General features: G+C 66.4%; 10 protein-coding genes. 4 read left to right on the forward strand and 6 right to left on the reverse strand.

What is annotated here, in order from left to right; translation table 11 throughout:
• Positions 1 to 6 precede the first annotated feature (6 nt).
• The 5 genes from PSPA7_RS14315 to PSPA7_RS14335 all read right to left on the reverse strand — a co-directional run bounded on the left by PSPA7_RS14315 (position 7) and on the right by PSPA7_RS14335 (position 5,822).
• Positions 7 to 777, reverse strand: a complete 771-nt coding sequence (locus PSPA7_RS14315; protein WP_003089227.1) for a polysaccharide biosynthesis/export family protein — start codon at positions 775 to 777, stop codon at positions 7 to 9.
• Between the two features lie 29 nt (positions 778 to 806).
• Complete coding sequence (locus PSPA7_RS14320) at positions 807 to 1,718, reverse strand: glycosyltransferase family 2 protein (RefSeq protein ID WP_012075779.1); 912 nt, start codon at positions 1,716 to 1,718, stop codon at positions 807 to 809.
• Positions 1,718 to 3,184 carry a mannose-1-phosphate guanylyltransferase/mannose-6-phosphate isomerase gene (locus tag PSPA7_RS14325; RefSeq protein WP_012075780.1) on the reverse strand — a complete coding sequence of 489 codons (1,467 nt, stop codon included), beginning with the start codon at positions 3,182 to 3,184 and terminating at the stop codon, positions 1,718 to 1,720. The genes PSPA7_RS14320 and PSPA7_RS14325 overlap by 1 nt, the downstream gene beginning before the upstream one ends.
• Positions 3,184 to 4,620 carry an undecaprenyl-phosphate glucose phosphotransferase gene (locus tag PSPA7_RS14330; RefSeq protein ID WP_012075781.1) on the reverse strand — a complete coding sequence of 479 codons (1,437 nt, stop codon included), beginning with the start codon at positions 4,618 to 4,620 and terminating at the stop codon, positions 3,184 to 3,186. Before PSPA7_RS14330 ends, PSPA7_RS14325 begins: the two co-directional genes overlap by 1 nt.
• Before the next feature lie 605 nt (positions 4,621 to 5,225).
• Positions 5,226 to 5,822, reverse strand: coding sequence for a transglycosylase SLT domain-containing protein (locus tag PSPA7_RS14335; protein WP_012075783.1), 597 nt, complete (start codon positions 5,820 to 5,822; stop codon positions 5,226 to 5,228).
• A 374-nt stretch (positions 5,823 to 6,196) separates the two neighbouring features.
• Here PSPA7_RS14335 and PSPA7_RS14340 point away from each other — a divergent pair, with 374 nt between their 5' ends.
• Positions 6,197 to 7,120: a LysR family transcriptional regulator gene (locus tag PSPA7_RS14340; protein ID WP_012075784.1), complete on the forward strand. Its 924-nt coding sequence runs from the start codon at positions 6,197 to 6,199 to the stop codon at positions 7,118 to 7,120.
• Positions 7,121 to 7,181: 61 nt separating this feature from the next.
• Here the strand turns inward: PSPA7_RS14340 and PSPA7_RS14345 are convergent, their stop codons facing one another.
• Complete coding sequence (locus PSPA7_RS14345) at positions 7,182 to 7,802, reverse strand: hydrolase (RefSeq protein WP_374119556.1); 621 nt, start codon at positions 7,800 to 7,802, stop codon at positions 7,182 to 7,184.
• A 322-nt stretch (positions 7,803 to 8,124) separates the two neighbouring features.
• Between PSPA7_RS14345 and PSPA7_RS14350 the strand changes: the two genes are divergently transcribed.
• The 3 genes from PSPA7_RS14350 to PSPA7_RS14360 all read left to right on the forward strand — a co-directional run bounded on the left by PSPA7_RS14350 (position 8,125) and on the right by PSPA7_RS14360 (position 15,464).
• Positions 8,125 to 10,935 (forward strand): ATP-binding protein, encoded by a 2,811-nt coding sequence (locus PSPA7_RS14350; protein WP_012075786.1) that lies wholly within the window; start codon positions 8,125 to 8,127, stop codon positions 10,933 to 10,935.
• Positions 10,932 to 12,131: a response regulator cyclic di-GMP phosphodiesterase PvrR gene (gene pvrR / locus PSPA7_RS14355; RefSeq protein ID WP_012075787.1), complete on the forward strand. Its 1,200-nt coding sequence runs from the start codon at positions 10,932 to 10,934 to the stop codon at positions 12,129 to 12,131. Before PSPA7_RS14350 ends, pvrR begins: the two co-directional genes overlap by 4 nt.
• Positions 12,132 to 12,212: 81 nt before the next feature.
• Entirely contained in the window at positions 12,213 to 15,464 is a 3,252-nt protein-coding gene (locus PSPA7_RS14360; RefSeq protein WP_012075788.1) for a hybrid sensor histidine kinase/response regulator, read from the forward strand.
• Positions 15,465 to 15,467 lie beyond the last annotated feature (3 nt).

The following is a 15,467-nucleotide window of genomic DNA, read 5'->3' on the forward strand; positions in this document are numbered from 1 at the left end:
CGCTCCTCAGCGATCGTTGTTGACGGTGTAGCTGACGCCGACGCCGATGGACTTGGCGAAGGGCAGCAACTGGTTGAGGTAGACGTCGACGCCCTCGATGCGATCGCCGACCATCGACTTGGGCACGAAGACGATGTCGCCACGCTGCATGGCCAGGGGCTTGCGGCCTTCCGGGCCGATCTTCATCAACTGGCTGAAGTCGAGGAAGTAGGCGTGGTAGCGGCCTTCGGAATCCTCGCGCATGAGCGCCACGCGGCGGGCGTCGCCCACCGGCAGGATGCCGCCGGCGCCGAGGATCGCCTGCTCCATGTTGTTGGCCGCCGGGATCGGCACCGCCGACGGGTTGCGCACCGCGCCGCCGACGAACACGGTGTTGCCCGGCGCCTGGTTGATGTTCACCGTGACCCGCGGTTCGCGGTAGATCGGCGCGAGCTTGGTGGTCAGCTCGTTGGCGATCTCCTGCGGGGTGCGATGCGCGGCCTGGATGCGGCCGATGAACGGGTAGTAGATGCTGCCGTCGTTGAGCACGGTGTAGAGCGTCAGCTCGTAGATGGTGGCGACATTGAACGCCGAGAGGGTCGGCATCTCACCGGCGTCGCGGACGATCCGCAGGGTGTCCCCGACGCGCACCCGTTCCATCGCCGGAGGCAGCCTGGCGAGCTCCTCCAGGGCGCGCTTGCCGCTGTCCACGGTGTCGCTGTCCGGTGCGGGTATCCGTGCGGGTGTGTTGCATGCGGCCAGGGCGAGCATGGCGAGCATGAGGAGGGTGCGTTTCATGAGGGGGCACTTCCTGTAGGTCATGATGTTCACTTCCAGTAGCCTGGAAACATGCTGATGCGGCGCTTGAGGGCGACCGGCAGGTGGCGTTCCAGCTGGCCCAGGCGGTAGCCGAGCAGCTTGAACGCGCTACGCAGCGCTATTTCAGGTACGCGATACAGGGCGCCGGCGGCACGCAAGGCCTGTATCTCGGCGAGGACATAGCGCTTGCCCTCGCCACCCGCGCCGCCGAAGGCGGCACGTATCCAGCGCTCGCGGCCGTAGAACACGCCGATGTCGAAGTAGCGGCGGAACTCTTCCAGCAAGCGGTAATCGTGGGAATGGTAGACCTCGGCGCTGGCCGCGTAGCGCACCGCGTAGCCGGCCTGCAGCAGGCGCGCGGCGACATAGGCGTCCTCGCTGCCGATGACGTCCTCGGGGAAGCCGCCGACGGCCGCCAGGGCGTCGCCGCGGTAGGCGGAGAACGAGTCGGAGCTGAAGCAGGTCTTGATTCCCAGTTCGGCGGCGTCGGCCAGGCGCTTGCTGCGCCCCTGCGGCGGATAGTTGAAGCGCCGTGCCTGGGCGCCGAGCAGGCCGGCACCGGGGTGCGGCAGTTGGCGGCCGTAGGCCACGCCGATGTCGGCCTCGGCGTAGAGCTCGTCGAGCAGGTTGGCGAAACTGTCGGGCGAGGCGGGAATGGCGTCCTGGGTCAGGTAGATCAGCGCGTCGGCCTCGACCTGCTGGCTGGCCCAGCGCCGCGTCCCGCCGTGGTTGAAGCTGGCCGGCTCGATGACCTCGACCCGCGCGCCGAAGGCGCGGAAGCGCTCCACCGTGTCGTCGCTGGAGCGGCTGTCCACCACCAGGATGCTGTCCGGTTGCCGCCGTTGCGCGGCCAGCGCCGGCAGCAGTCGGTCCAGGTGCGCGCCGGCGTTGCGCGTGGGAATGACCAGGGCGCAGCGCATCAGGCTTTCTTCTCGTCGCTGGCGGGGGCGCGACCGTAGATGTCGTTGAAGCGGACGATGTCGTCCTCGCCGAGGTACTCGCCGCTCTGCACCTCGATCATCACCAGATCGATGATCCCCGGGTTGCTCAGACGGTGGCTGTGGCCGGCGGGAATGAAGGTGGACTCGTTGGTATTGAGGAGGAATTCGCGCTCGCCGTTCTCCACCAGCGCCATGCCGCTGACCACGATCCAGTGCTCGCTGCGATGGTGGTGCATCTGCAACGACAGCGAGGCCTTGGGCCGCACCACGATGCGCTTGATCTTGAAGCGGCGGCCTTCCTCGAGCACGGTGTAGGTGCCCCAGGGCCGGCTGACCGTGCGGTGCAGGCGGAACGCGTCGTGGCCGCGGCGCTTGAGTTCCTGGGCGACGAACCTGACGTCCTGGCTGCGCGCCGCGTCGGCCACCAGCAGGGCGTCGGGGGTGTCGACGATGATCAGGTCGTGCACGCCGACGGCACCGACCAGGCGCTTCGGCGAGTCGATGTAGCAGTTGCTGACGTCGTGCAGCACGCTTTCGCCGCGCACCTGGTTGCCGTTTTCGTCCGCCGGGCTCAGCTCGCGCAGCGCCTGCCAGGAGCCGATGTCGCTCCAGCCGATGGAGCAGGGCACCACGGCGACCTTGTCCGAGCGTTCCATCAGCGCGTAGTCGACGGAAATGTCCGGCGCCTCGGCGAAGGCCCCGGCGGCCAGCTCGCGCTGGCGGCACTGACCGTTCTCCAGGCTGCTGCCGTCGGCCAGGGCGGCGCGGGCGGCGACCAGCACGTCCGGCGCGTGGCGCTCCAGTTCCGCCAGCACGCTGGCGGCCTGGAAGCAGAACATGCCGGCGTTCCACAGGTACTTGCCGCTGTCCAGGTAGGACTGGGCGGTGGCCTGGTCGGGCTTCTCGACGAAGCGCGCGACCCGGAAGCCGTTGCCCAGCGGGGCGCCCTGTTCGATATAGCCGAAGCCGGTCTCGGCGCGCTCCGGGGTGATGCCGAAGGTGACCAGGTAGCCCTGTGCCGCGAGTTCGCGAGCCTTGGCCACCGCCGCGGCGAAGGCCTGCTCGTCGCGGATCAGGTGGTCGGCGGGAAGGATCAGCAACTGCGCCTGGTCGCCGAAGTGTTCCTGCACATGCAGCGCGGCGGCGGCGATGGCCGGCGCGGTATTGCGTCCCACCGGCTCCAGCAGCAGGTCCTGGGCCAGGCCGCTGCGGTTGACCGCGCGGTAGTCGTCGAGGGTGCGGAACAGCAGGTCGCGGTTGGTCACCGTGAGCAGGCGGGCGACGTCCGGCAGCCCGGCGATACGCAGGAAGGTCTTCTGCAACAGGCTCTGGTCATCGGCCAGGCGCATGAAGGGCTTCGGCATGCTCTCCCGGGAAACCGGCCACAGGCGGGTCCCGGAACCGCCGGAAACGATGCAGGGAATCAGCGGGGCGACGGCGTTCATCAGTAGACTTCCTTGGTCAGGAGTACGGCGGGCACCGTACGGAACAGGATGTAGAGATCGAACCACACCGACCACTTGGCGATGTATTCGAGGTCGTATTCCACGCGTTTCTTGATCTTGTGCAGGGTGTCGGTCTCACCCCGGTAGCCGTTGATCTGCGCCCAGCCGGTGATGCCCGGCTTGACCCGGTGGCGCGAGCTGTACTCGCTGACCGCTTCCTCGAAGGGAATGCCGGCGGCCTTGGTCGCCGTGGCGTGGGGGCGCGGGCCGACCATCGACATGCTGCCGGCGAGCACGTTGAACAGCTGCGGCAGCTCATCGATGCTGGTCTTGCGGATGAAGCGGCCGACCCGGGTGATGCGGTCGTCGTCGCGGGTGGTCTGGCGCTCGGCGTTGGCGTCGGCCTTTTCCGCGTACATCGAGCGGAACTTGAAGACCCAGATCAGCCGGTTGTTGTAGCCGTAGCGTTTCTGCCGGAACAGCACCGGGCCCTTGGAGTCGAGCTTGATCGCCAGCGCCACCAGCGCCATCAACGGGGCGAACAGGAGCAGCGCGAGGCTGGCCAGGACCAGGTCCTCGCAACGCTTGATCAGCGGCGACCAGCCGCGCAGCGGCAGTTCGGAGGCGTTGAACATGGGGATGCCGGAAACATCGACGATGCGGTTGTGGGCATGGCGGAAGGCAGCCATGTCCGGCACCAACAGGACGTTCACCGGCAACTGCCGCAGGCGGTGGACGATGGCGCCGATGCGCCCTTCGGCGAACCAGGGCAGGGCGACCAGCACCTGGTCGACCTGTTCCTGGCGGATCAGCTTCTCCAGATCCTTGGTGTTGCCCAGCAGCGGCAGCGAGTTGTAGTTCTCCGGGACCCGCTCGGAGCGGTCGTCGATGAAGCCGATGATGCCCGAGCGGATGTCGTGGTTGCGCATCAGGTATTCGGCCAGGTGCATGCCGCTCTCGGTGAAGCCGAGGATCACCGTGCGCTGCAGGTACATGCCGCGTTTCATCCAGGTCCGGTACAGGCGCAGCACCAGCAGGCGTTGCACGCCGAACAGCACCAGGCTGCCGGTGAACCAGAAGATCACCAGCTTGCTGCTCAGGTAGGGGAACAGGCCCAGGCCCTGGTACATGAACAGCAGCAGGCAGAACGCCGAGGCCCAGGCGAAGAACATGATGCGGAAGCGCAGGCGGTTGCTGAAGATATCGTCGGAATAGACATCCAGGGCCTGGAACATGATCACCGTGAGCGCACCGAAGAACAGCAGCAGCCCGAGCATGTCGCTGCGCAGTTCGACGGGCACCAGGCCCGGGTAGTACAGCAGGAACAGCGCCGGGGCGATGGCGGTGAGCGCGTGTACCAGCTTGGTCGCTACCAGGAAGTACTCGATGAATCCAGCCCGTGTCAGCGACAGGCTATCTACCGACTTCGAATGCATGTTGTTTGCTCTGCCGATCACAGGCAGTCCATTGAGTGGATAGGGAAGAGCAAGGCGATGAAGCGTCAAATTAGTGACTTTTTTTCATTTGCCACAGGGATTAGTCATTTTCCCGTCGAATAGGTTCATTCGTCGATAGTGGCTTTGTGATGGCTATCTTAGCATTGCCTGGAAAATAACCGTAGTCTGGGTAAGTTTTTTTAGTCAATTTATTGACGGATTTATGACGCCAAACTTTTATGCAAACAGTAGACGAGGGAAACTGGCGTCGCCAATGCGCGGGCGCTCTGGCCCGGGAAGCTGGGCGGCGGCGGAGACGGGCGGCGGGCGAGTGAAAGAGAGCGTCGCGAACCTATGGCCACGGCCTGGCCAAAGCGCGCAGGCAGGGCGTGTCGACCTACGCTCTGCGACAAACTTTCGCGCCGGTTCCCCAGGGAGTCGCGTGAAGAGGGAGTGCGCGGTGGCGTTCCTGTGGCCGCTGGCAGTGCGAAAGCGCCGATCCGGCCTGGAGCTGCCTCCGCCCGGCCGTCAACGAACTCGCCCCGCCATCCATCGCGGGACGCTGGCCGTGGCGCGGGAGCGAAGCCGTATCGCGCGCGGACGGGCTACCAGAACCAGCCGCCGCGTGACAGTTCCTGCTGGCAGCTGCGGTACTGGGCGCCGAACAGCGAGGCGCGCGACTGGACCTTCTGTGAGACGTTCTTCAGCCACGGCTTGGCGTCGTAGCTGCGGTTGCGATAGCCGCCCCAACCTTCGTGGTAGTTCAGGTACTGGCCGTAGGCGTCCCACTTGGACACACCGTTGACGCGCTGGCTCTTCTGGATGTACCAGCCCATGAAGTCCAGGGCGTCGGCGAAGTCGTCGCGGCTGGCGCCCCAGCCTCCGGCCTCGCGCTTGTAGTCGGCCCAGGTCTCGTCCTTGGCCTGGGCGTAGCCGTAGGCGGAGCTGACCCGGCCCCAGGGGATGAAGCCGAGGAAGAAGTAGCGCGGCGGCAGGGCGTCATGCCGGAAGGACGATTCCTGGTACATCATCGCCATCGGCACCTGGATCGGCGCGCCCCAGCGCTGCTGCATCTTCAGCGCCGCCTCGTGCCACTTCGGTTTCTCGCGGAAGATCTCGCAGAGGTTGTCGGGGTTGGCGGGAGGCTTGGTGGCGCAACCGGCAAGAGCCAGGAGCAGGGCCGGCATCGAGAGCCGAAGCATTGACGGGGATTCCTTTGGCAGGCGACGGGATCGCGGAACGCTGGCGCTTTATACATTCTTTCGGGACGCATATGAATCGGCGAACGCGACCCGGACGAACGGCATGCTCATCGTGCCGGACGCGCTACGGCGCCCGCCGACACCGGGCCGTGCTGTCGGAAAGGAGGCTCCCGCCAATGTACGAGCCGGCGTGCGGCGGGGCGGGTCCTGGTTGGGCGAGGCGTTCTGGGAAATCGAACCCGATGATCGAGAAAACCGTTCGCCGCGGTCTTGCCGTGCCGGTGCCGGACGACCAATCATGACCGCCTTCCGCACCGGTCGGCCGGTGCTTCCATTCGAGTCCGGGGCCGGGCCCCGCCAGGCTGGAGGCGGCGATGAACAAGTTCGTGGACATGGCCAGTTTCGTCACTGTGGTGGAAGCGGGCAGCTTCTCCGAGGCCGCGCGTCGGCTGGGAACCGCCAAGTCGGTGGTCAGCCAGCGCATCCAGCAGCTGGAGCGGCACCTGGGGGTGGTGCTGATCGAGCGCGGACGGGTGTTCCGGGTCACCCAGCTGGGGCGCCACTATCATGACTTCTGCGTGCAGGTGCTCGGCGACGTGCGCGACATGGAAGAGTCCATCCAGTCCTTCGATGGTGGTTTGCACGGGGTGCTGCGGATCGCCGTGCCGGTGGCGTTCGTCGCCCACCTGGCGCCGCTGATCGCCGAATTCTCGCTGATCTACCCCGAGCTCAAGATGGACATCGACGCCGACGACCGCCATGTCGACCTCAACCTGGGGCGCTACGACGCCGCGGTCCGGGTCGGGGTCCTGGAAGACTCCGCGCTGGTGGCCCGGCGCATCACCGCGAACCGCCACGTCATCTGCGGCAGTCCTGGCTACCTGGACAGGAAAGGCCGCCCCGCGTCCGCGGAGGAGCTGCGCGAACACGATGGCCTGCTTTCCATGCGCCGCGCCCACCATGGCATGTGGAGGCTGGGCGTGGAGGGCCGGGAGCAGTCCTTCCGGATCCGCAGCAAGATGCGCTCCGACAACGCGGACATCCTCCTGGGCGCGACCCTCGCCGGTGTCGGCCTGAGCATCATGCCCACCTTCCTCGCCGGCGCGTACCTGCTGGCTGGGCAACTGGAAATCGTCCTGCCCGGCTGCGTGCCTCCGGGCGGCGAGATCTCGGTGGTGTACCGGCGAGCGCAGCGCGCCTCGCCGAAGATCAATGCGTTCGTCGAGTTCCTCGCGCAGCGGATCGGCCAGCCACCGGCATGGGACCGGCAGCTTGGCGAGCTGCTGGGAGAGCTTTGAATTCGCCGGAGGCGGCGGGGCATGGCGCCGGAAGCGTTCGGGGCTCCCGGCGCGAGGCGCCTCAGCTGTCCAGAAGCTGGGTTTCCCAGGCGAAGGCCACACCGGTGGCGCCACCATGCTCGGCATTCACCGCGTTGACGGCGCCGGCCGTGTCCTCGCGCGCCCAGTCCCGCTGCAGTTCGCCCTGCACGGCCATCCAGGTGATGGGCGTGGCGCCGGCCTGGATCATGCGGCGCACCGCCATTTCGTGGGCCTCCGGGCTCACCCCGCCGGAAGCGTCGGTCACGAAGTAGACCTCATAGCCGTCGGCCAGGGCCTGGATGACCGGCATCGCCAGGCAGATCTCGGTCCACAGGCCGGCCATCACCAGCTTCTTCCGGCCGGTCTTCCGCACCGCGTCCACCACGCGCGCATCCTGCCAGGTGTTGATGAAGGTCCTGTCGATGGGCCGTTGCTCCGGGAAGACCTCCTGCAACTGGGCGATCAAGTGGCCGCCGCGATCCTCGACGACCGTGGTGAGTATCACCGGAATGCCGAACGCCCTGGCGGTCTTGGCCAGGCCGGTGACGTTGTTGATGACCATGCTCGGTTCATGGCTGTGCAGGTTCATCAGTTGATAGGGTTGGTGGTCGATCAGCAGCATGACGCACTCTTCGGGGGTCAGGAGTGCCTCGAGTCCGATGTAGCGCATGGTTCTTTCCTCGTTGTCCGATTGGCCTTGTGGCGCCGCCAGTCTTGTCCATGCGTGCGGACTTCGGAACGGCGTAAAAATGGAAACGAGGTTCCGTTTTCAGGAACGCCGGGCGGCGCCATCGCCGAAACGCCAGGCCCGGGGCGGTGTGCGGAACCTTGTCTTTCCGGGTCGGCTGGTGCCGCCTGTGGTCGAGTCATGCGGGTGGGAGCGGGTTGCATGGTCAAGGCGCATCCGCGGGTGTCAATGTGCGCGAATTCACAATAAGAAACGTCTGATTGAGGGGTTACCTTCATGCCGTCAGTCTTTCGGCATGAAGTTGCAGAATTTCCTACAGCCTTTGGATAGCGGGTTTTCCACTCCGAGTGCCGCGCTCAAGCTGCTGCGCATGCTCGGTGGCGCATTGATGCTGAGCCTGCTGTGTGGCCTGGCGTTCACCGTGAACATGGCTTTCAACCACCAGGTGTCGCTCGCTCGACGCGCGATGAACGCGGCGATGTACGAGGCGCAGCTCTATCTCGGCCAGCGTGAAGCGCTGCTCGATCATCTGAGCGGCAGTGTCGTGCCCCTGGCGGCAGGCAGGGCGCTGGTCAGCGAAGCGTCGAACGATGGCCAGGCGCTCCCGCCGTCCATACTGCCGCTGGGTGGCAGCGGACAAGGGCTCCTGCTGTCTGCCCGCGAGCTCGCCGAACTCGGGGACAAGCGCCTGGGGCTGCTGTATGCCGTCGATGCCGGAAACGGACCGGCGATCCATAGGCTGGTCTCCGGGGTTGGCTCCGAATCGCCGATTACCGCCGCGCTGGCCGAGGCGCTGTACCGAGCCTCGCAGGCGGCGCCGGCGGCGCGCATCCACTGGCTGGCCGAGGGCGGAGAGCGCCGGCGCCTGTTCCTCTTCGAGGCCCTGGACGGCGGGCATGGAGGTGGCTGGCTGGGTCTGGAGATCCATGGCGAGATACTCGACGCGATACTGCGCAGGGCTGGCGCAGGCAGCTATCTGCTATTGGACGGGCACGGGCAGGTAGCCTTCGCCGAGGAGGGTGGAAGCCTGCGCGCGGAGGAGCTGCGCGCGCTCGCGCAGGGAGACGGCTTCGGCTTCATCGGTTCCGCGCCCATGCCGCAGCACATGGCGCTGCTCAAGCACATAGGTTCCTCGAACTGGGTGCTGGTCTATTGCATCGGTATCGAACGGCTGCTGTTGGCGCTGTGGCAGCCGCTACTGCTGGCGTTCTCGCTGGCCATCGGCGTGGGTACGCTGCTCCGTCGGCTGGGCAGGCGTATCGAAGAGCGCCTGATGAAGCCGGCGGCGCAGCGTCTCGAGGCGCTCAAGGAAAGCGAGGCTTTCTCCCGGGCGGTCATCCAGGCTGCTCCCGTGGCCCTTTGCGTATTGCGCCGCGCCGACGCCGCGGTGGTCCTGGAGAATCCGCAGGCGCGGCAATGGCTGGGCGGCGGCGAGGTGGTCCGCCGCGCGGCGCCGGGCTGGATTGCCCGGGCCTTCGCCGAAGGCGGCGAGCCTGTCGGGGAGGAGCTGGAAACCGAGGCCGGGTTGCACCTGTACCTCAGTTACACCATCACCCGCTACAAGGGTGAAGACGTACTGTTCTGCGCCTTCAGCGACATCAGCGCACGCAAGCAGATCGAGGCGGAACTGGCCCGGGCCAAGCTGCTGGCGGACGCGGCCAACGAAGCCAAGACGCTGTTTCTCGCCACCATGAGCCATGAAATCCGTACACCGCTCTATGGTGTGCTCGGTACCCTGGAACTGCTGGGGCGCACCGAGCTGAGCCGCCAGCAGGCCGGCTACCTGCAGGCGATCCAGCGTTCTTCGGCGACCTTGTTGCAACTGATCAGCGATGTACTCGACGTATCCAAGATCGAGGCCGGCCAACTGGACCTGGAGTCCATGGAGTTCGCCCCGGTCGAGCTGACCGAAGAGGTCGTGCAGTCGTTCGCCGCCGCTGCGCATGCCAAGGGCTTGCAACTGTATGCCTGTCTTTCGCCGGAGCTGCCGGAGCGCATGCGTGGGGCTGCGGCTTCCATCCGGCAGATACTCAACAATCTGCTGAGCAATGCGGTGAAGTTCACCGACAACGGGCATATCAGCGTGCGCCTGAAGGCCAGCGTGGTCGATGCCGAATGCGTGATGCTGACCTGGCAGGTCAACGATACCGGGACGGGGGTCGCCGCCGAGGACCAGCACCGCCTGTTCGACCCGTTCTACCAGGTGCGTCGCTCCGAACAGCTGTTGGCCGGCACGGGGTTGGGCCTGTCCATCAGCCAGCGCCTGGCGCAACTGATGAATGGCAACCTGAGGCTGGTCAGCGAACTGGGGCTGGGCAGCAGTTTCAGCCTGAGGCTGCCACTCGAGCGCATCGCGGTACAGGCGGAACCGCAGGAACTGGCCGGGCGGGACATCCGGGTGATGGCGCCAGCCCGTGACCTGGCGGAAAACCTGTGCGGCTGGATCGCCCGCTGGGGAGGCCGGGCCCGCCTCGCCACGCCGTCGACCCTCGACGAGGTGGACGCCAGCAGCGTGCTGGTCGAAGTGTTGCTGCCGGGTACGGCGGCGATGCAGGCGCGATGGCCGGGATGCAGGGTGGTGCTTTCCCCGGAGGGGAGCGTAGAGCCCCAGGCCCAGGGCTGTGACTGGCTGGTGGGCCTGAACAGCCTTGGCGGCTTGCGTCGCGCGCTGGGCCTTGCCCAGGGCTGCGTCAGCGAGAGCGCGGTTGTCCACGGACAGATCGCGCCCCTGAGCAACCTGGGGATACGCATCCTGGTGGCGGAAGACAATGCGATCAACCAGTTGATCCTGCGCGATCAGCTGGAAGCGCTGGGTTGTGTCGTGGAACTGGCTTTCGATGGCCGGCAGGCGCTGCAGCGATGCCTGTCGGGTGACTTCGACGTGGTGCTCACCGATATCAACATGCCGAACATGAACGGCTATCAACTGGCGACGGAGCTCCGCCGGCGCGGCTACCGACGGCCCATCGTCGGCGCAACCGCGAATGCCATGCGCGAGGAGCGCGAGCGTTGCCTCGCCGCCGGCATGAGCGACTGCCTGGTCAAACCGGTGGATCTGGATTCGCTCCAGAACTGCCTGATCGATATCCTCAAGGTGGATCGATGAACTTGAAATCCTATCGGGTGCTGGTCGTCGAGGACCAGCCGTTCCAGCGCGAGTACCTGCTCAACCTGCTTCGCGAACGGGGCGTGCAGTGCCCGATGGGGGCCGGAGATGGTGCCGAAGCATTGCTTTGCCTGAAGCGGGAGAGGTTCGACCTGGTCCTCAGCGACCTGATGATGCCGGGCATGGATGGCATCCAGATGATCCAGCAACTGCCGTATCTCAAGCATCGTCCCAAACTGGCGCTGATGAGTTCCTCGTCCCAGCGCATGCTGCTCAGCGCCAGCCGGGTCGCCCAGAGCCTCGGGCTTTCGGTGATCGACCTGCTGCCCAAGCCGACCTTGCCCAAGGCCATCGGCCAGCTTCTTGAACAGCTGGAGAAATGCCTGAGGCAGGACCTGGAGCCTGAGGCCGATGACCTGCCCCATGGTCGGACGGCGCTGCTGGACGCCCTGCACAACGAGCAACTGGTGACCTGGTTCCAGGCCAAGAAGTCCCTCCACACCGGACGCATGGTCGGGGCGGAGGCATTGATACGCTGGAACCACCCGCAGCGGGGGCTGCTGCTGCCAGGATGCTTCATGAGCGATATCGATGCCTCGGGGTTGCACGAGGCACTGCTCTGGCGCGTACTCGAACAGACGCTGCAGGCCCAGGCCTCGTGGCGCAGGGCGGGCTACGAGATTCCCGTCTCGGTGAACCTGCCGCCGCACCTGCTCGACAGCCAGGACCTTCCGGACCGGCTCTGCGAGTTCGTCGGCAGTCGCGGCGCCAGCGCCGGCTCGCTGTGTTTCGAGTTGACCGAGAGCAGTGTCGCCACCCTGTCGAGCAATTACTATGCCGGTGCCTGCCGTTTGCGCATGAAGGGGTTCGGGTTGGCCCAGGACGACTTCGGTCAGGGCTACAGCTCTTTCTTCAACCTGGTCACGACCCCTTTCACGGAGCTGAAGATCGATCGCTCCCTCATACATGGATGCGTGGAAGACAACGGCCTCAATGCAGCCGTCACCAGCTGCATCGAGCTCGGCCATCGTCTGAATCTCGACGTGGTGGCCGAGGGGGTGGAGACCTGCGAGGAGTTGAATCTTCTTCGTCGCCTTGGCTGCGACCGGGCGCAGGGTTTCCTCATCTCGGAGGCGGTGCCGGCGCACGTGTTCGAGCAGCAACTGCGGGAGGACGGACCCAGCCCCCTTGCCTGACGCCGGCCACCCGACCATCGCGGAGTCGATCGCAGCCAGCAACAGTCAGCGCGCCAGCGTCGCTGGAGGAAACTGCATCCCGTGAAGTCCGTCCGTATCCTGGAACATGACAACAAGCTGCTGCTCAAGTGGGCGAGCGTCTCGCGGAGCCTGAACATCGGGCTGCTCTGCGTGGCGGTATTGACCGTATTGCTGTTCAGCATCTGCTACTGGTCGTTGGGGCGACTGCTCCAGGAAGAAGAGGACAAGGTTTCCTTCCACTTCACCCGGCTGATCGGCGACATACGGGAACACGAGGCCTTCCTCGTGCGCATCGCACGCAAAAGCGACAAGGCCACGCAGAAGCACGACCATGACGTGGTGCCCCTGCAACGCCGGCTCCTGGCCAGGGAAGAAGGTGTCGAGGTCTATGAGGGGCGGGAATTTTCCTTTGCCATGCCGTTCCTCCTGGCTACTCGCCACGGGGTCGACAGGAATGCGTCGTGGGGGCCGTTCTCCCTGGGCGTCCTGCTCGCCAACTTCTACGGCGGCTTCTGGAGCCTTTCGGCATACCCCGCGCCGCAACTGCTGATCTACGATCTTTCCGGAAGTACCCGCCTGGCCGTGCCGGCGATCCACGCCATGGCGGAACGCGAGAGGCTGCGCGAGAACCAGCCGATGATGGTCGACCGCATGCTGGCGCGCCTGCGCGAAACGCCACCGGGCGCCGCCGACCACCCTGTGCATTGGGTGCGCGCGGACCGCTATCGGGGGCAGGCGCCCGAGCTCCTGGGAATCGTCAGGGTCGATCTGCCGGAAGCCCTGTGGTGGCGGGATGAGCCGAACCACCTGATCGTTGCCGCGAGTCTGCTCGACCTGCGGAGGATCAACGATTTCGAGCAATTGATGGAGCGTCCGGTGTTCGACTCGTACAGCCTGGTTTCGCCGGAGGGCGATCTGCTGGTGGGCGAGACACCGGCCGAAGGGCTTGGCGACGGCCTGAACTTCACCCGCCACGGGGTGGCGATTCAACTGCGCAGCCAACCCGCAGGCGGCTGGCTCGCGGTCTACCGCATCGGTTACGCCAGTTTCTTTCGCCATGCCCAATGGCTGCTGGCCGGCCTGCTGCTGGTTCCGGCGCTCGTCCTGGGCGGCTGGCTCGGCCTGCGCTGGTACGCGCGCAGCGTCGTCCATCCCGCGCATCGGGCGCACCAGCAACTCGTCGAGAGCGACACGTTCAGCCGGACCCTGATCCAGACCGCGCCGGTGGCGCTGGTGGTACTCAGCCAGGATGGTCGGCAACTGGTGACCTGCAACCAGCTGGCCGGCCAGTGGCTGGGCGGGGCCGCGGAGATCCTCGCCCTGACGTCCCGCTGGAAACTGCTCGACGCCCAGGGGCAGGTGGCGGGAGGCATCTGTGTGCAGGTCGGCGGGCGCTACCTGCAGGCGGCTTTCGCCGCGACCCGCTATGCCGGCACGGAGGCGGTGCTGTGCGTGTTCAACGACATTACCGTGCATTGCGAGGCGGAGGCGGCGCTGGCCAGCGCCAAGCGGGCGGCTGACGCTGCCAGCCAGGCCAAGACGTTGTTCCTGGCCAGCATGAGCCATGAGATCCGTACCCCCCTGTACGGTGTCCTCGGCACCCTCGAACTGCTCGATCTCACCGAGCTGAACGAGAGGCAGCGCGCGTATCTGCGGACCATCCAGGGCGCCTCCGGGACGCTCATGCAACTGATCAGCGATGTACTGGACGTCTCGAAGATCGAGGCGGGGCAGATGGCCCTGGCGCCTGTCGTCTTCGATCCACTGGAACTCACGCAGGAAGTGCTTGGCAGCTTCTCCGCCAGCGCCATGGCCAAGGGGTTGCAATTCTATGCCTGCATCGACCCCGACGTACCCGCGCAGTTGATCGGCGACGTGGCGCGGATCCGCCAGGTCCTCGCCAACCTGGTGAGCAACGCAGTGAAGTTCACCGATATCGGTCGTGTGGTCCTGCGCCTGAAATTGCTGTCACGGGAGGAGGGTCGGGCCGCCTTGCAGTGGCAGGTTGCCGATACCGGCATCGGTATCGCGATCGAACAGCAGAAACGCTTGTTCGAGGCTTTCTATCAGGTGCCCGGGGTGCCCCATGCCGGCGGCACGGGGCTGGGCCTGTCGATCTGCTGGCATCTCGCGGAGATGATGGGTGGCACGCTGCGTGTCGTCAGCGAAGCGGGGCTGGGCAGCAGCTTCAGCCTGGTGCTGGATCTGCCCGAGACCGAACCGGAGGGACTGGCCCGCCAACCGGAACGCTGGCTGCAGGGAGCTGTCCTGGTGCGTTCGCCGGTGCGCGAACTGGCCGACAGCCTGAGCGGCTGGCTGGCACGCTGGGGCTGTACCGTGCCCGGCGGCGCGTCCTGCCCCGCGGAGCCCGGCCAGACGGTGCTGCTGGATCTGCTGCCGGCGCCGAACGCGACCGTATGCTGGTCCGGGCCGCGGGTCTGCGCCTCGCCGGCGGCGCCGAGCCAGCCGGAACTCCGTGAAGACGGCTGGCATGTCAGCCTGCACGATCTGGCGGGCATCGGCCGGGCCGTGGCCCTGGCCCTGGGGAAGGAGATACCGCAGGCGGTGGCGCCAGACCCCGCGCTGCGCTCGCGGAAGCTCGAACTGCGGGTACTGGTCGCCGAGGACAACCCGGTCAACCAGGCGCTGCTTCGCGAGCAGCTCGAGGAACTGGGCTGCCACGTGAGTCTGGCCAGCGATGGGCGGCAGGCGCTGCAACTGTTCGACCACCAGCGCTTCGACCTGCTGCTCAGCGACGTCAACATGCCGAACATGACCGGCTACGAACTGACCCAGGCCCTGCGCGAACGCGGAGAAACCCTGCCGATCATCGGTGTCACCGCCAACGCCCTGCGCGAAGAAGGCGAGCGCTGCCGGGCGGTGGGCATGAACGCCTGGCTGGTGAAGCCGATCACCCTGCATACGCTGCACGAACAGCTCGGCGCGTTCGGCGCTGGGGGCATGTCGCCAGCCGCCGACGCGCAAGCGAGCGCCAGGCCAGACCAAGCCTGCGACGAGGGTCTGGCGCCGCGGGTGCCTGAACGCATGCGTGGGCTTTTCCTGGCGACCATGAGCAAGGATCTGGACGCGGCCCGGGAGGCGCTCCGCCGGGGCGACCCGGAAGGGTTGCGGCAGGGGCTGCATCGCATGGCCGGCTCCCTGGCGGTCACCCGTGCGCGGGCGCTGGTCGCGCTGTGCCAGCGGGTGGAGGAGGGCCTGGTGGAAGGAACGCTCGACTGCGCCGCCGGAGAGGTCGCCGAAGTGCTCGCCCATCTCGCGCGGGCGCTGGAACAGGTGAGACGGACCGGCTGATGC

The organism is Pseudomonas paraeruginosa PA7, assembly GCF_000017205.1.
GTDB lineage: Bacteria > Pseudomonadota > Gammaproteobacteria > Pseudomonadales > Pseudomonadaceae > Pseudomonas > Pseudomonas paraeruginosa.